This window comes from Pseudomonas capsici, from assembly GCF_017165765.1.
GTDB classification, from domain to species: domain Bacteria; phylum Pseudomonadota; class Gammaproteobacteria; order Pseudomonadales; family Pseudomonadaceae; genus Aquipseudomonas; species Aquipseudomonas capsici.
In genome coordinates this window covers 102557-119888 of record NZ_JAFGZD010000008.1, presented here as the reverse complement: position 1 = coordinate 119888, position 17332 = coordinate 102557, and the positions used below count along the sequence as shown (strand labels likewise).

The following is a 17332-nucleotide window of genomic DNA, read 5'->3' as shown; positions in this document are numbered from 1 at the left end:
TAACAGGATGAGCGAAGTCAAATATCACGGAAATGAAATTGCGGTCATTTCAATGGCCTGCCGATTCCCGGGGGCCGATTCCATTGAGCAGTTCTGGGAGAATCTGGTCTCGGGACACGAGTCCATTGAGTCTGTTTCGCTGGGATCCTTGCTGGAAGCTGGCGTTCCGGCTGAACGTGCCAATAGAGAAGACTATGTAGCAGCAACGGCTCGTTTGAAGAATGTCGATAGGTTTGATGCCGATTTCTTCGAGATGTCGGCGCGCGAGGCCGCGATTACCGATCCCCAACATCGATTGCTGCTTGAGTGTGCTTGGGAGGCATTGGATGCAGCAGGGTTAAGCAAGGATCGCGAGGCATTGAATATCGGTGTTTTCGCTGGCGGAGGCAGCAATGGATATCTTCACGATAACGTTATGGGCGATGAAGATGTCAGTGAAACAGGCTTTCTGGACAGTAGTGCCGGTTTCATGAACTTGTTGGGTAACGACAAGGATTATCTGTCGACACGAATTGCTTATAAATTGGGGCTGCGTGGTCCTGGTCTAAACATCCAGACGGCGTGCTCGACTTCGCTGGTATCGATTCACATGGCTTGCCAAAGTCTGCTTCTGGGGGAGTGTGATGTTGCATTGGCTGGGGGGGTGACCGTGCTGGTTCCCCATGCCGTCGGTTATCTTTATCAGGAAGGAATGATCCAGTCACCGGATGGGCATTGCCGTGCCTTTGACTCATCCGCACAAGGCACCATCTTTGGTAGCGGAGCAGGGCTTGTCACTCTCAAGAGGCTTTCCGACGCATTGGAAGCTGGCGACTCCATTCAGGCGGTAATCAAGGGGGCGGCCATCAACAACGATGGTTCGAGGAAGGTCAGCTTTGCGGCCCCCAGTTCTCAAGGACAGTCTCAGGTTATTGAGTGGGCGCTGGAAAATGCGGAGGTGAGCGCTGCGACTATCGATTTCGTGGAGACCCATGGGACAGGCACGCCTTTGGGCGATCCGATTGAGTTCAAAGCCCTGACGGATGTATTCACTAAGCATGGTGCAGGGACAAACAGTTGTGTACTGGGTGCGGTAAAAACCAATATTGGCCATCTCATCGCTGCCGCTGGCGTCGCCGGTTTTATCAAGACCGTATTGGCGCTCAAGCACCGGACAATTCCCGCAACACTGCACTTTACCAATCCCAATAAAAACATCCATTTTGATGGCAGTCCATTTTCTATCAGTGCTCATACGCTTCCGTGGCAATCCTCTGATTCACCTCGTCGGGCAGGTGTCAGTTCATTCGGGGTCGGGGGAACGAACGCTCATGTCATTCTTGAGGAGGCCCCTCAGACGTCGGCTGCTTCTCCGGACGAGATCGACGCACCCCGTCTTCTGGCTCTTTGTGCAAAAGATCGAAATGCCCTGACAGAACTCATCAATCAGTACCGGGGAATGCTGGAGCACTCTTCGGCGTTATCGTTGCGCGACATGTGTTATAGCGCTCGTGTCGGGCGGGCAGAGTTCCCCTATCGATACGCCGTGTCGGCTGGCCAAGCGGAATCCCTTCTTACAAAACTCCGCCAGGAAGACAAGGATATTCATTGGGTTGACCCTGCCAGTGAGGCTGAACTGGTATTTGTATTCACAGGGCAGGGTGCGCAGTTTCCTGACATGGGAAAAAACCTGTACCAGCACAACGAAGTCTTCCGGGCATCCATTGATCGCTGTAACGCTATCGGGCAAACCTGCATGGGAGTGTCCCTGCTCTCGATCCTTTTTCCTGCTCCCGGTGACGACTCCAGGCTTATAGATCAGACACGCTACGCACAACCTGCATTGTTTGCATTGGAGTATTCCCTTGCACAGGTATGGCTGAGCTTTGGTGTCGTGCCCGATATTCTCCTGGGGCACAGTCTTGGAGAATTTGCGGCGGCTTGTGTGGGAGGTGTGTTCAGTCTGGAAGATGGTATGAGGCTGGTTGCCGAGCGGGGGCGTCTCATGCAGGCTCTTCCTCAAGATGGTGGAATGTCTGCTATCACTCTGACGCATGATGAGACAAAGACGTTGCTGGCCCAGCATGCGATTGATTTGAGTATTGCGGCCATTAATGCACCGAGCAATCTGGTGGTTTCCGGTGCTCTGAGTGAATTGGACAAACTTTACGCCGTGCTCGATGGCATGGGAGTCAAGTACATACGGCTCAATGTTTCCCATGCGTTTCATTCCGAATTGATGGAGCCGATGCTGGTACCTTTTGCTTCCGTACTGGAAGGTATCAGTATGTCGACGCCCCGCTATTCACTAGTCAGCAATGTCAGTGGGGAGATGGCGACAGAGCGTCTGCTGACTTCAGAGTACTGGCTGGATCATGTTCGTCAGCCTGTACGCTTCATGGATTGCATCCAAAGTGCATTCAGAAAAGGCGGCAGGACTTTTCTGGAAATCGGACCCAAAGCTGTGCTTTCGACAATTGGAGCGGCCTGTCTGAAGCATGACGACGCCGACCAGACCACCTGGATTGCGAGTCTGAGCAGCAAGGTCGCTGATCGTGAGCAAATACTCGGTAGTGCTGGGCGTTTGTTTGAGGCCGGGGTCGAACTTGATTGGCAGACCCTTCTTGAGGGAGCTACCTCGACACGTATAAATACCCCAGGCTACCCGTTCCAGCGTTCACATCACTGGATTGGCCCTCGTGTCCCGGCAGAACCTCAGTGGGCTACAGCTGTGGACTGGGTGGAATATCCATTCAAGACGCCTACAACCCGTAACGACCAGCACTCTCCTGGAGTCTGGTTGTTTATTGGTGGCACCAAAGAACTCGTCAAGAGTATTCACAAAGGGTTGTCAAACAGCGACGAGCATTTGGTCCACGCTATATTTGCGAGCGATTGCCGACAGATCTCACCCCGTATCTGGCACATCAGATCCGACTCTCCCTCAGATATCAATGAAGTGTTTCTATCATTACCAGTTTCTGTGGAACTCCCGCTTCGAGGCGTCGTTCACCTCGGAGCCAGCGATCAGTCACCCGTATACGATCATTCGATAGATAACAATGACTCAGGATCCCTGTGTACCGGGCTCTATAGCGCAGTGGCCACCCTGCAGGCAATGACTGCTACTCCCAGACTGGATGCAGCCAAGTTCTGGATCGTGACTCGTGGTGCCGTCAACGTACGTTCCTCGCCTTCGTCGATTCACGTTTCCCAGGCTACGCTCTGGGGACTCGCCAAAGTGATCGCACAGGAAGAGCCGACTGGCTGGGGTGGTTTCATAGACCTCCCGCTGACCTCCGGAGATGTCGGTGCCGACTTGCTTCTGGTATCGCAATTGATTCTTGCGAAGGGATTGGAAGATCAATTCGCGATTCGCCATTCAGGCATCCATGTGCCCAGACTCATGGAGGTGTCGCCAGCAAAATCGAGGTCCGTATCGATAAATCCAGATGCGACCTATCTGGTCGCAGGTGGATTGGGTGGGCTTGGACAGGAAGTCCTTGCATGGTTAGTGGAAAAAGGTGCTCGTCATTTGGTGGTTGTCGGGCGCACACCGCTGAAAACTGCTGGCTCGACGATGTTGAGCGCATTCAAAAGCCAGGGGGTGGATATCAACTATCTGCCTTTGGACATTTCATCCAGTGAGGCCATTGAATCTCTGACGTCTTGCATCGGTGCTCTGAAATGGCCATTGCGAGGTGTAATGCAGTTGGCGGGAACAGTGGAGGACGCTGTTCTGTCGAAACTGAGTGCATCTTCCCTGAAAAATGTTTTGTTACCGAAACTGCAGGGCACCCGCGTGCTGGACCATGTCACTCGCGACCATGCGCTGGACTTCTTCATCGGCTTCTCGTCAATCAGCGCTTCGCTGGGATTCAAGGGGCAGGCGAATTATGTTGCTGCCAATAGTGCAATGGACGCGATTATGGAAAACCGCGTCAATGCCGGATTACCTGGATTAAGCATTGCGTGGGGACCATGGTCGTCCGAAGGCATGGCCAGTAGGGTCGATACTGTTTTCAAAAAGCGCCTTTCAGCATTGGGTGTCAATTATATTCCCGCGAAAGTCGGTTTGCGCAAGTTGTGGGATAACTTGCATGCACAAGGTGTCATGGGACTGGCACCGATCGACTGGTCGCCCTACAAGGCACATTTACAGCCTGGAGATTGGCCATATCTCTCACTTGTCAATACCCAGCACTCAACGGAGACGGCGATGGTGGAGAAGGACGCCGTGCCTTTTCTGGAGGCTGTGATGTTGGTAGATGGCGAGCAGGCACAGGCGTTCATCATGGATAAGCTGAGGTCCGTTGCGGCACGCGTGGCGGGTGGTCTTGATGCCTGCGCAAGTCCAGTGGACAAGTCGCTTACTTTGATGGGGTTTGACTCATTGATGACTGTTGAATTTCGCAACAGTCTGAAAGTGCTGGGTATCAACTTTCCTCTGGACAGTCTTATCGTTGGTGCGACGCTCAATGATATTGGTGACTTTGTACTTGATCACATTGAAAAGACTCGCTCGGGCAATTCAAGCGACGTCAATAAGACTGGCTCTCCCACCATGGAAGATGTGCAGACATCTGACTGTGTGGTTATTCCTGTTCCTAGACCAGAAGCCCGGCTTCGCTTGTTCTGCTTCCCTTATGCCGGCGGTGGGCCGGCAGTATTTAAAGGCTGGGCGGACCGACTGCCAGATCATATCGAGCTTTGCCTGCTGCAATTACCCGGTCGTAATGCTCGTCTCAGAGAAAAGTCATACACCAGTATGGAAGAGTTGGTGAATAACCTGACTCCCGATTTGCTCCCTTATCTGGATCGGCCGTTTGCATTCTTCGGTCTGTGTCTTGGCGGTGTGCAGGCGTTCGAGGTAGCCCAGCGTCTGACCAGTGCCCACAACCTGCATCCTCGCCATCTTATTCTTGCAGGGAGTCGGGCACCACACTTCTACAATGAGCATCAATTCGCTTCCGACGTGCAGCAGTTCAACTATGAGTCGGATAGCGAGCTCGTGGCAAAGGATGATGACGAAGACCTTATTGCCATGCTCAAGGAAATGAACTTTGCCAATAATCAAGCCCTGTTCGACGATGCTGAAATGCGTGACTTGATGCTTCCGATTATAAAAGCGGACTATGAAATAAATAACACATACTTGTACGAGACACACCCGCGTCTTGCCGTGCCCATTACTTCGATTGGTGGGCGGATCGACCCGTATGCTACTGGCGTGCATATCACCAGTTGGCGTGAGCATACGAGCGATGCATTCAAGTCTGTCTTCTGCGCTGGGGATCACTACTTTGTCGAGGGACAGCGTGACCTGATTGTCGACATCGTAGTGGAAACACTTGCCGACGTTACACATGCAGGGATGACACATTCAGCAGAAACCGTCTATCAATAGGAGTATTCAAATGCCTTCAATGTTTGTACATACTGCACTATGCCTTTTATTAAGCCTGACATCTCACTTGGCTTTTGCAGCGCCCGAGGCCCGAACCGTCCGGTTCTATGATGGTGGCTGGGAGAATATCCAGATCGATAACCAAATTGCCATGTACATCCTCAAGCATGGATACGGTCTGAACGTAGAGTCGGTGAGCCTTGATATCCCGCAAATGCAAAAAGCAATGGAAACGGGCAACATCGATATCAATATGGAAATGTTTACCTCACTCATGCCCCAGTGGGTAGAGGATCAGAAGGCAAAGAAATCCATCCTCGATTTTGGCCCCACTTATGAGCGTCTTACGCAGGCATTCTATGTACCTACCTATATGATCAAAGGTGATGCCAAGCGAGGAATAAAGCCTGTTACGCCTGATCTGAAAAGGGTCGAAGATCTTCCCAAATATGCCGAGGTATTCAAGCAGGCGTCGGAGTCGGGCAAGGCGACCTGGTTAAATTGCATCAGTAGTTGGGCGTGTCGGGAAATCAACCTGATCAAAATGGCCACGTATGGAGTCGACGACTCTTTCACGCCAGTTGAACTCAAATCTGAGTCTGAGCTCAATACTGCTATTACTTCCGCTTACAGGAAGGGGCAACCCTTCATGACCTATTACTGGGATCCCAGCCCTCTGATGGGGGAATTGGCTCTCACACGCCTTGAGGAGCCTGCTTACAGCGAGGCCTGCTGGGAGGCGATCAAAGAAAGTCTTGCTCAATTCAAGGAAGGTACTGGAAGTCGGCAAGCATGTGCGTATACAGATATTTCCCTCAATAAATACACATCGGCCAAGTTCGCCAAAGAGAATCCGACAGTCATTCCTTTTCTGAAGTCGATGTTCGTAGGCACCGATACCATCCGGGCGTTGGCCACACGAATGGTGGCCAACAAGGAAACCCCCGAGCAGGCGGCTCTTTATTACTTGCGCAACCATACGGCTGACTGGAAGGGCTGGGTGCCAGAAGAGGTGTTCAAGAAGGTTTCGCAGACCCTATAAGATTCAACGGCGATGCCAATACCTTCCGAGCAGTACCGGGTCATTGGGGACCCGGTACGTTTGTTGAGTGGCTTCTCGTGGGGAGCGTGATACTGGCACGTTTTTTAGCCAAGTATCAAAGGACTTATCAGAGACAGCCGTAGTACCCAGCCTCCGAAGCGCACCACACGGATCCCCCCAACCCTCTCTTACAGCTCGATACAGACGCCTCTGAATCGCTGACTAACTTTCCGTCAGACAATAAAAAGCCGGCTTGTGGCCGGCTTCTCGGGGACGGTCTTGGTTTATTTTTGGTAAACCGCAATCGCCTTCAACAGGTGCATCCGCAAGGGACGCTGAAAAGGTAACAAACCGAACGTGTCGTTCGCCTTGTGTGGCACGGAGCGCTCTGGGCGGCCTGTGCCGAATGGTGGCGATAGGATACTGATGTTTTCCACGGATGCCCAGCCTTGAAACACTTTCTCACACCGTAGCTGTACCTGTTCAGCGCAGCAGCATGGCGTTGCGGCGGCTGTTGAGGGTCGACCACCAGAATATCCAGCCCAGGATGCGGATGTTTTCCCGCTCGATTTCTTCGGCGCTGAACAGTTCGTCCGGGTATTCGCTGTTGTTGTGGCTGCGCAGGCGCAGGCCACCGTTGGGCAGGCGGTAGAGGTAGCGCACGCGCAGGATGCCACCGTGTTCGAGGGCGTACATTTCGCCATCGATGACCTGGGTCAGGTCGCGGTTGACGCCCAGCAGTGAGCCGTCCTGGATCTTGTCGGCCATGCTGTTACCGATCATGGCGACGCACATGGTGTTCTTGGGGTCGATGTTCATGGTTTGCAGCACGTGCATGGGCAAACGTATCTTTTGCCCCGGTGCTTCGGCCAGTACGGTTTTGCCGATGCTGTGGGTGGATTCGATTTCCTTGTAGATCTGAATTTCCACATCGCCGCGCAGCAGGCTTCTGCCTTGATGGAGCGTAATCGGAGTATCGCCGCCATTATTCTCGTTGGCGGAGTCTGTCGGGTGTTTGGGGCCTTCGCCGGTGCGCAGCCAGCGGGGGTTGACGGTCAGTAGTTCAGCCACTTCTTCCAGCCGCGCCATGGGCACGCCGCGTTTGAACCAGTTGTTCACGTGCTGGGGCGTGACTTTGCGGTTGGCTGCAAAGTCCGTTGCAGAAAGATGGCACTCCCGCAGGAGTATGCGTAGTCGATCACCTGATGTATTCATGAGGCCGAGTTTACGGCGGTCGCGAATCCGTTTAAATGAACGGGGTGTTCAAATACGGTTGTTCTCCCGTTGCTTGTGATGAGCGACCTACAGGGGGAATAGTTGTTGCGTAGGCATGTTCCGCAATACGTTTATTTTAATTAAACGCAGCGTTCTGATTTAAACCGGCTTTACCGGATTCACGTTTTGTTTATCGCGTTTTAAATGATGAATGTATTTTTATACGTTTGTTTATTGTCGGGTTTCTGAAGGATTTGCGAGGCAGGAGGGGAAGAGCGGAGGAGGGCGTTTTGCAGAAGGTGTTCGGAACACCCGGTCAGGTGTTCCGAAGCAGCGAAACGGGTGATCAGCCTTTGTAGGCTTCAACCGATTTCAGGATCTCGGCGCGGGCTGCGTCAGCATTGCCCCAACCGTCGATCTTCACCCATTTGCCTTTTTCGAGATCCTTGTAGTTCTCGAAGAAGTGCTTGATCTGCTCCAGCAGCAGGGCTGGCAGGTCGGTGTACTCTTTCACGTCGACATACAGCTGGGACAGCTTGTCGTGAGGTACTGCGATAACCTTGGCATCGCCGCCGCCATCGTCGGTCATGTTCAGGATACCGACCGGACGGGCACGGATCACCGAACCTGGAGCAACCGGGTAAGGGGTCACGACCAGCACGTCGAGGGGGTCACCGTCGTCGGCCAGGGTGTTGGGGATGAAACCGTAGTTGGCCGGGTAGAACATCGGGGTGGCCATGAAGCGGTCAACGAACAGGCAATCGGATTCTTTGTCGATTTCGTATTTGATCGGCGCGTGGTTGGCCGGGATTTCGATAGCGACGTAGATGTCGTTCGGCAGGTCTTTACCAGCCGGAATCTTGCTGTAGCTCATTGGGTTTTGCCCCCGTAGTTAACCAGACAGAGAATGGCGCGAGCGCCAAAAAGTGGCCGGATTATAGGCATATTCTGTGGATGTTGACACGTACCGCGTTGGATCAGCGTGGGCTTTGATAGTCCGTGTCGCCCTTTTGCAGGGCCTGTAGCCGCGCCAGGGTGTCCTGGCGGTAAAAGGCTTTCAGTTGCTCATAGACCTCGGGATAGGCTTCGTGCAGCAGGTCGGGGGCGCTGAAGAAGTATTCGCTGGTCACGGCAAAGAATTCGGCCGGGTCTTCGGCGGCGTAGGGGTCGATGGCGGTTTCGAGGTCCGGGTCGCTGTCCAGTTGCCGGTTGAGGTCGTCGTAGGCGCTCTGCATCACTCGGGCCCATTCACTGATGCGCATGTCGGCATGCAAGGGCGGCAGGCCGTTGGCGTCGCCGTTGAGCATGTCGAGCTTGTGCGCCAGTTCGTGGATGACCAGGTTGTAGGCATCCCAGTTGCCGCTGGACAGCACTCCCGGCCACGCCAGAATCACCGGGCCCTGTTGCCAGGCCTCGCCGCTGTGTTCGCCATCCCATTCATGTTCGATACCGCTGGCGTCGCGGTGCCGCTGCGGGCTGATGAAGTCGCCGGGGTACAGGACGATTTCATGAAAACCCTGATACCAGTTCAGGTCTTCAAGGTTGAGCAGCGGCAACTGGGCCTGGGCGGCGAGGAACAGGCGTTGCTCATCATCCAGTTCTACGCCCGGCAATGCCGTCAGGTGCTTGGCTTGCAGAAACAGCACGCAGGCTTCGCGCAAGGCTTGATCCTGCGCATCGCTCAAACCGTCCAGAATCGGCAGCCGCTGACGCACCCGTTGCCATAGTTCAGGTGCGACGGGATTTTTGGCCAGCGTGCGCCGCCTGCGCCAGTTGCTGAACGACCACATGACTTAGCGGGCGTCCACCGAACGGCCCATGCGGCTGCGTACCAGACCGATGATCATGGGCAGCAGCGAGATCAGAATGATCACCAGCACCAGAAGGGTGAGGTTCTGCTTGATGAAGGGCACATTGCCGAAATAGAAACCCAGCGTGACCAGGCTGCCGACCCACAGGATCGAGCCCAGTACGCTGAAACCCACGAAACGCAGATAAGGCATTCTGCCGACACCTGCGACGAACGGGGCAAAAGTACGAATGATCGGCAGGAAGCGCGCCAGTGTCACGGTCTTGCCGCCATGACGTGCATAGAACACCTGAGTGCGAATCAGGTAGTCGCGGCGGAAGATTTTCGAGTTCGGGTTGCTGAACAGTTTCTCGCCAGCGGTGCGCCCGATGATGTAGTTGGTGCTGTCGCCCAGGATAGCCGCCAGCATCAGCAGCCCGGCCAGCAGCACCGGGTCCATGCCGCCGCCGGCTGCCACGGCGCCGGCGATGAACAGCAGCGAGTCGCCCGGCAGGAACGGCATGATCACCAGGCCGGTTTCACAGAAAATCACCAGAAACAGGATGGCGTAGATCCAGGTGCCGTAGTTCTTGACCAGCAGGTCGAGGTACACATCGAGGTGCAGGATGAGGTCGAGGGGGTTGAAATCCATTGGAATACCTGAGGCCAGACCCTTGGAACAGGGCGCGTGCGGAAGAAACTACTGAGCGCTACGGGCGGCATTATAGAGGTATAAACACGGCACGGGGTTCTTCGCGACTGAAGTCGCTCCCGCGGGTCAATCCTGATCGGACAACACTGGTGGGAGGCAGCTTGCCGTTAAGTCGCCAGCAAGCAGCCTCTCACAAGGTGATTTATGACCTTAGTTGATCGGCAAGACGTAGTTCTTGAACTGCGTATCTTCCTTGAAGCCGATGGACTCATAGACCTTGTGCGCCACTTCGTTGTCGCTGCTGGTGGACACGCGCATGCGCACGGCCTGGGTTTCTTTGGCCATCTGTTTGGCATGCTTCATCAGGTGGTCGGCGACCAGTTGGCGACGCGAGTCTTCGGCCACGTAGATGTCGTTGAGAATCCATACGCGCTTGAGCGAAAGGGACGAAAAGCTCGGGTAGAGCTGGCAGAAGCCCAGAACCTTGTTGTCGTCATCCTTGGACAGTGCCAGGTAGATCACCGACTCATCGCGGCGCAGACGCTTTTCCAGAAAGTCGCGCGACGAATCCGGAAAGGGCAACTCGCCATAAAACTCGCGATATTTGATGAACAGTGGGCAGAGCAGGTCCAGATGTTCGAGAGTTGCTTTTATGATCCGCATGATTGGGCCTCAACTTCACTATGGGCGAATGCAGTGTGCTCGGGCGACGGTCCGATGCTGCCGACTGGCTTTAGAAAGCGCAATCTAATGCGGCTCAACCGGACCAGCCAGCAGGAAGTTATCTTTGTTATCGGCTGCCTCATCCGATTCCACAGTCTTCAATTCGGCTTCATCCTTGAGGTTGACCCCCGAGATCTGTCGCCGACAAGCCTCACGCATCAGATAGAGCAGGCGATGAGCCGCCATTGCGTAACTCAGGCCTTCCAGTCGCACATTGGAAATACAGTTGCGATGGGCGTCGTTCAGGCCAACCTTGGGTGCATAGGTGAAATACAATCCCAGGCTGTCCGGGGAGCTCAGGCCCGGGCGCTCTCCGATCAGGATCACCACCATCTTCGCCCCCAGCAGTTCACCGATTTCATCGGCGATGGCGACCCGGCCTTGCTCCACCAGAATGACGGGAGACAGTGTCCAGCCTTCGGCAGTGGCCTGTTCTTCCAGTCGGGCCAGAAACGGGACGGTATGACGATGCACGGCCAGCGATGACAGGCCATCGGCAACCACTATCGCCAGATCGACGCCGCCGGGATGGGCTGTAGCGTAATCCCTCAACTGGCTAGCCGATTCATCGTTCAGGCGTCGTCCAAGATCCGGGCGTTGCAGATAACTGTGGCGGTCGGCAGCGGCACTGTGCAGCAGCAGGGTTTCGCGGCCTTTTTCCGCCAGTTGCGCACTTAATCCCGCATGATCGAAGGGCAAGTGCACGGCATCTCGTGCCTGGGCATGGGCGAACTGAAAGTCCAGTTGTGCGGCAGTGGGCAGGCTGGTGCCGGTACGACCCAGAGCGATGCGTGCCGGAGTCAGGCGGCGCAGTTCCAGCCATGGGTTGGGGAGTGTGTCGTCGGTCATGGAAGGTTCACTCATGCCAGATGCGCCAATGCGTTGCGAAAGGCCGGTGGCAGGCTGTCGCCAAAGCGCACATGGCCATCGGCCTGGGTGAAGATGCCCATCCTTTCCAGCCAGGCTTCGTATTCGGGCGCAGGACGCAAGCCCAGGCTTTGCCGCGCATAGAGCGCGTCATGGAAGGAGGTGGTCTGGTAATTGAGCATGATGTCGTCGGAGCCGGGGATACCCATGATGAAGTTGATTCCCGCCACGCCCAGCAACGTCAGCAGCGTGTCCATATCGTCCTGATCGGCTTCGGCGTGGTTGGTGTAGCAGATGTCGCAGCCCATGGGCACGCCCAGCAGCTTGCCGCAGAAGTGGTCTTCCAGGCCGGCGCGGATGATCTGTTTGCCGTTGTAGAGGTATTCCGGGCCGATGAAACCGACCACGGTGTTGACCAGAAACGGATTGAAATGCCGGGCCACGGCGTAGGCGCGGGTTTCGCAGGTCTGCTGATCAACGCCATGGTGCGCGTTGGCCGACAGGGCACTGCCCTGGCCGGTTTCGAAATACATCAGGTTCTGCCCGAGCGTCCCGCGATTGAGGCTCAGGCCCGCTTCATAGCCTTCCTGCAACAGTTTCAGGTTGATCCCGAAGCTGGCATTGGCGGCCTCGGTGCCGGTGATGGATTGGAAGACCAGATCGACCGGCACGCCGCGATTGATCACTTCAATCGATGTGGTGACATGGGTCAGCACACAGGACTGAGTCGGGATTTCATAGCGCTGGATGATCGCATCGAGCATTTCCAGCAATGCAACGATCGATGAAGTGCTGTCGGTGGCCGGATTGATGCCGATCATGGCGTCGCCGTTGCCGTACAGCAGGCCATCCAGCACGCTGGCCGCAATGCCCGACGGCTCGTCGGTCGGATGATTGGGCTGCAGGCGGGTCGACAGGCGTCCGCGCAGGCCGACGGTGTTGCGAAAGCGCGTCACGACGCGAATCTTCTGCGCCACCAGCACCAGGTCCTGCACGCGCATGATTTTCGAGACCGCCGCGGCCATCTCCGGCGTAAGGCCAGGGGCCAGTGCGCGAAGGCTGGCTTCGTCGGCCTTGTCACTGAGCAGCCAGTCACGAAAGCCGCCCACGGTCAGATGGCTGACAGGCGCAAAGGCCAGCTTGTCGTGGGTATCGATAATCAGGCGGGTGACTTCGTCTTTTTCGTAGGGGATCAGCGCTTCTTCAAGGAAGTGCTTGAGGGGAATATTGGCCAGCGCCATTTGTGCGGCGACCCGCTCACCATCGTTTTGCGCCGCAACCCCGGCCAGAAAATCACCGGAGCGGGCAGGACTGGCTTTTGCCATGACGTCCTTGAGGCTGTCGAAACGGTACGTCAGCGCACCGATAGCCTGGGAAAAGCTTGCCATACAGATTCTCCATGACGTCCCGCCGTTGGCGTCGGACGTAGTCTTTCGGTCAAACCGGTGACGTTCCGGTTCAAGCGACTGTGGGAAGCGATGTAAGCAATTAATACTCCATAGTGAATGGAAGTGCGAATTTGCGGGGTATCGGCGGTGTTATTGAGCGGGCGTTGCCTTGACGCGGGGCGTGGGTTGCCCGGAGTTGGTGCGTTGGCTTGTTCGCGGATGAATCCGCTCCCACACGGATCGCTGGGAGCGAATTCATTAGGCGAGCAAAGGCTTGGTTAGAAGAAGCCCAGCGGATTGGTGTCGTAGCTCACCAGCAGGTTCTTGGTCTGCTGATAATGCTCCAGCGCCACTTTATGGGTTTCGCGACCTACGCCGGACTTCTTGTAACCACCGAATGCCGCATGCGCCGGATACAGGTGGTAGCAGTTGGTCCAGACGCGACCGGCCTTGATGGCGCGGCCTACGCGGTAGGCGCGGTTGATGTCGCGGGTCCATACGCCGGCACCCAGACCGAACTCGGTGTCGTTGGCGATGGCCAGGGCTTCGGCTTCGTCCTTGAAGGTCGTGACGCTGACCACCGGGCCAAAGATTTCTTCCTGGAAGACGCGCATCTTGTTGTTGCCTTTGAGCAGCGTCGGCTGGATGTAGTAACCGGTTGCCAGATCGCCTTCCAGTTTTTCCACCTTACCGCCGGTCAGCAGCTCGGCGCCTTCGGACTGGGCAATCTCAAGATACGAGAGGATCTTGTCGAACTGCTGCTGCGAGGCCTGTGCGCCGACCATGGTGTCGGTGTCCAGCGGGTCGCCACGCTTGATCTTCAGGACCTTCTTCATCACCGCTTCCATGAACTGCGGATAGATGGACTCCTGAACCAGCGCACGGGAAGGGCAGGTGCAGACTTCGCCCTGGTTGAAGAACGCCAGGACCACGCCTTCGGCAGCCTTCTCGATGAACTCCGGCTCGGCGCTCATGATGTCTTCGAAGAAGATGTTCGGCGACTTGCCGCCCAGTTCCACGGTGGACGGAATGATGTTGTCCGCTGCCAGTTTCATGATGTGCGAACCCACCGGCGTGGAGCCGGTGAAGGCAATCTTGGCGATGCGCTTGCTGCTGGCCAGCGCTTCACCGGCTTCGCGGCCATAACCCTGGACTACGTTCAACACGCCCGGCGGCAGCAGGTCGCCGATCAGCTCGACCAGCACGCTGATGCCCAGCGGCGTTTGCTCGGCGGGCTTGAGCACGACGCAGTTGCCAGCCGCCAGGGCTGGCGCGAGTTTCCAGGCCGCCATCAGGATCGGGAAGTTCCACGGGATGATCTGGCCGACCACGCCCAGCGGCTCGTGGATGTGATACGCCACGGTATTGCCGTCGATCTCCGCTGCGCTGCCTTCCTGAGCCCGCAGGGCTCCGGCGAAATAGCGGAAATGGTCGACTGCCAGCGGGATATCGGCATTCAGGGTTTCACGGATCGCCTTGCCGTTGTCCCAGGTTTCGGTGATGGCCAGTTTTTCGAGGTTGGCTTCGATGCGGTCGGCGATCTTCAACAGGGTCAGCGAACGCTCCTGTACGGAGGTCGCGCCCCATGCATCGGCCGCAGCATGGGCGGCATCCAGTGCCTTGTCGATATCCTCGGCAGTGGAGCGGGGGAATTCTGCGATGGGTTTGCCGGTGATGGGCGAGGTGTTGGTGAAGTACTGGCCTTTGACCGGCGCGACGAACTCGCCGCCGATGTAGTTACCGTAGCGTTCCTTGAAGTTGATGATGGCGCCTTCGGTACCCGGATGTGCGTAACGCATGGTGAAGTCTCCTGATTCTTGTTGTGGGGGAATTCAGCGTGGTCAAACGTCTGGCAGGGAAGAGTAGCAAGATTAGGCCATTTATCATGACAGCGGGCATGAACTTTAGACGTAGGCTTTCGCCGTCCGGGACAAACACCGGGTGCCATTTCAGCGGTCCTGAGCTACCCTGCGCGGATGTTATAAGAGGTCATCATGCATATTCATATCCTTGGTATCTGCGGCACGTTCATGGGCTCGCTGGCGGTACTCGCCAAAGAGTTGGGGCATCGCGTCACGGGCTCCGACGCCAACGTCTACCCGCCGATGAGCACCCAGCTGGAAGCTCAGGGCATCGAGTTGACTCAGGGCTATGACGCCGCGCAACTGGAGCCTGCTCCGGATCTGGTGGTGATCGGTAATGCGCTGTCGCGCGGTAACCCTGCCGTCGAACATGTGCTCAATAAAGGTTTACCTTATGTTTCCGGCCCGCAGTGGCTGGCCGACCATGTCCTGCAGGGTCGCTGGGTGCTGGCCGTTGCCGGTACTCACGGCAAGACCACCACCAGCAGCATGCTGGCCTGGGTGCTGGAACATGCAGGCATGAGCCCGGGCTTCCTGATCGGCGGTATTCCGCAGAACTTCGCGGTGTCTGCGCGTCTGGGCGGCACGCCGTTTTTCGTGGTCGAAGCTGACGAATATGACAGCGCCTTTTTCGACAAGCGTTCCAAGTTCGTCCATTACCGCCCGCGTACCGCGATCCTCAACAACCTTGAGTTCGATCACGCGGATATCTTCCCGGATCTGCCAGCCATCGAGCGGCAGTTCCACCATCTGGTGCGCACTATCCCGAGTGAAGGTCTGGTGATTCATCCAACCACCGAGCCTGCCTTGCAGCGGGTTATTGAAATGGGTTGCTGGACGCCGGTCCAAACCACCGGGCAGAACGGCCAGTGGCAGGCGCGTCTGTTGAGTGAAGACGGCTCGCGTTTTGAAGTGCTGTTCGACGGCCAGCCGCAAGGCGTGGTCGAGTGGACCATGACCGGTCAGCACAACGTCGCCAACGCCCTGGCGACCCTGGCGGCGGCGCGGCATGTGGGTGTGGTGCCTGCGCAGGGCGTCGAGGCGCTGAGTGCTTTCAAGAGCGTCAAGCGCCGCATGGAGAAAGTCGCAGAGGTTCGCGGCATCACCATTTATGACGACTTTGCGCACCACCCGACCGCGATTGCCACCACCCTCGACGGGCTGCGCAAGAAAGTCGCCGATGCGCCGGTGATCGCCATCATCGAACCGCGCTCCAACTCCATGAAGCTGGGCGCGCACCGCGATGGTCTGCCGGAAAGCGTGCAGCAGGCCGATCAGGTGGTCTGGTACGCACCGGCCAATCTGGGCTGGGATCTGGCCGCGACCGCTGCGCAATGTTCGGTGCCGTCGATTGTCAGCGATTCTCTTGAAGGGATCATCGAGCGGGTCAAAAGCCAGGCTCAGCCCGGCACCCATGTGGTGATCATGAGCAACGGCGGCTTTGGTGGTCTGCATGGCAAGCTGGCCGAGGCGCTGAAATGAGCGGGCCAGAGCGTATTACCCTGGCCATGACCGGTGCCTCGGGCGCCCAGTACGGCTTGCGCCTGCTCGATTGTCTGGTGCGCGAAGACCGGGAAGTCCACTTCCTGATCTCCAAGGCTGCGCAATTGGTGATGGCGACCGAAACCGACGTGAGGCTGCCGCCCAAGCCCGCGATGATGCAGGCGTTTCTCACCGAGTACACCGGTGCGACGGCCGGACAGATTCGAGTCTATGGCCGCGATGACTGGATGTCGCCGGTGGCTTCTGGCTCGGGGTCGCCCAGTGCGATGGTGGTGGTGCCGTGTTCGACGGGGTCTTTGTCGGCCATTGCCAGCGGCGCCTGCAACAACCTGATCGAGCGTGCGGCGGATGTCACCTTGAAGGAGCGTCGCCAGTTGATTCTGGTGCCGCGTGAAGCACCGTTCTCCAGCATTCACCTGGAGAACATGCTCAAGCTGTCCAACATGGGCGCAGTGATCCTGCCTGCCTCGCCCGGCTTCTATCATCAGCCGCAGACTATCGACGATCTGGTGGATTTCGTGGTGGCCCGGATTCTCAACCTGTTGAACATCCCGCAGGACATGTTGCCACGCTGGGGTGAGCATCATATGGGGAGCGATGAATAAGCTCCTGCTGATCGCTGTCGCGCTGCTCATGACGGGCTGCGCCACGGTCAGGACGCTGGATGCGGCCCAGCCGGGCGCGCCTGTGGTGTATGCCGGGACACGACTCGATCTGTATGCGATGCAGGGCGGTTGCTGTGAAAAGGACCGCTTCGGTGCCGAAGCGCCCGAGTATCCGGCCCTTGATCTACCCGCCAGCGCCTTGTTCGACACTCTGTTGCTGCCGTTGTCTCTGCTGACTGCGCTGGGGGTTGGGTATCAGGCCCAGGGAGGGCTGTGATTTTTTCGCGATTGAGGGAAGCA

13 protein-coding genes are annotated in these 17332 nt (G+C 56.7%); 5 read left to right on the top strand and 8 right to left on the bottom strand.

All coding sequences use genetic code 11. The annotated features are described in order from the left end of the window. The first annotated feature begins 7 nt into the window (after window positions 1-7). The gene (locus tag JSY17_RS13470) at window positions 8-5386 is read left to right on the top strand and encodes a type I polyketide synthase (RefSeq protein WP_206401921.1); all 5379 of its coding nucleotides are present in this window, start codon (window positions 8-10) and stop codon (window positions 5384-5386) included. A gap of 10 nt (window positions 5387-5396) precedes the next feature. Continuing rightward, window positions 5397-6428, top strand: a complete 1032-nt coding sequence (locus JSY17_RS13465; protein WP_122369850.1) for a glycine betaine ABC transporter substrate-binding protein — start codon at window positions 5397-5399, stop codon at window positions 6426-6428. 483 nt (window positions 6429-6911) lie between these two features. Here the strand turns inward: JSY17_RS13465 and JSY17_RS13460 are convergent, their stop codons facing one another. From JSY17_RS13460 to exaC, 8 genes are all read right to left on the bottom strand, one after another. Further along, on the bottom strand, window positions 6912-7643 hold the full coding sequence (locus tag JSY17_RS13460; protein ID WP_117163531.1) for a LexA family transcriptional regulator: 732 nt from the start codon (window positions 7641-7643) through the stop codon (window positions 6912-6914). Between the two features lie 346 nt (window positions 7644-7989). Further along, window positions 7990-8517, bottom strand: coding sequence for an inorganic diphosphatase (ppa, locus tag JSY17_RS13455; protein ID WP_117184836.1), 528 nt, complete (start codon window positions 8515-8517; stop codon window positions 7990-7992). Between the two features lie 103 nt (window positions 8518-8620). Next, window positions 8621-9433 carry a M90 family metallopeptidase gene (locus JSY17_RS13450; RefSeq protein WP_206401919.1) on the bottom strand — a complete coding sequence of 271 codons (813 nt, stop codon included), beginning with the start codon at window positions 9431-9433 and terminating at the stop codon, window positions 8621-8623. Between the two features lie 3 nt (window positions 9434-9436). Further along, window positions 9437-10084, bottom strand: coding sequence for a DedA family protein (locus JSY17_RS13445; RefSeq protein ID WP_117163528.1), 648 nt, complete (start codon window positions 10082-10084; stop codon window positions 9437-9439). 210 nt (window positions 10085-10294) lie between these two features. Further along, window positions 10295-10747: a GNAT family N-acetyltransferase gene (locus JSY17_RS13440; protein ID WP_117163527.1), complete on the bottom strand. Its 453-nt coding sequence runs from the start codon at window positions 10745-10747 to the stop codon at window positions 10295-10297. Between the two features lie 84 nt (window positions 10748-10831). After that, complete coding sequence (eutC, locus tag JSY17_RS13435) at window positions 10832-11671, bottom strand: ethanolamine ammonia-lyase subunit EutC (protein ID WP_206401918.1); 840 nt, start codon at window positions 11669-11671, stop codon at window positions 10832-10834. After that, window positions 11668-13062, bottom strand: a complete 1395-nt coding sequence (locus JSY17_RS13430; protein WP_117163525.1) for an ethanolamine ammonia-lyase subunit EutB — start codon at window positions 13060-13062, stop codon at window positions 11668-11670. The genes eutC and JSY17_RS13430 overlap by 4 nt, the downstream gene beginning before the upstream one ends. A 278-nt stretch (window positions 13063-13340) precedes the next feature. After that, complete coding sequence (gene exaC / locus JSY17_RS13425; RefSeq protein WP_117181997.1) at window positions 13341-14861, bottom strand: acetaldehyde dehydrogenase ExaC; 1521 nt, start codon at window positions 14859-14861, stop codon at window positions 13341-13343. 195 nt (window positions 14862-15056) lie between these two features. Between exaC and mpl the strand changes: the two genes are divergently transcribed. Genes mpl through JSY17_RS13410 form a run of 3 tightly spaced genes read left to right on the top strand, consistent with a single transcriptional unit; the run spans window position 15057 to window position 17309 of the window. Then, entirely contained in the window at window positions 15057-16406 is a 1350-nt protein-coding gene (gene mpl / locus JSY17_RS13420; protein ID WP_122369844.1) for a UDP-N-acetylmuramate:L-alanyl-gamma-D-glutamyl-meso-diaminopimelate ligase, read from the top strand. Then, a complete protein-coding gene (gene ubiX / locus JSY17_RS13415) occupies window positions 16403-17032 on the top strand; it encodes a flavin prenyltransferase UbiX (RefSeq protein ID WP_025261986.1) in 630 nt (209 codons plus the stop codon). Before mpl ends, ubiX begins: the two co-directional genes overlap by 4 nt. Continuing rightward, window positions 17025-17309, top strand: coding sequence for a YceK/YidQ family lipoprotein (locus JSY17_RS13410; protein ID WP_206401916.1), 285 nt, complete (start codon window positions 17025-17027; stop codon window positions 17307-17309). The genes ubiX and JSY17_RS13410 overlap by 8 nt, the downstream gene beginning before the upstream one ends. The last annotated feature ends 23 nt before the right edge of the window (window positions 17310-17332 follow it).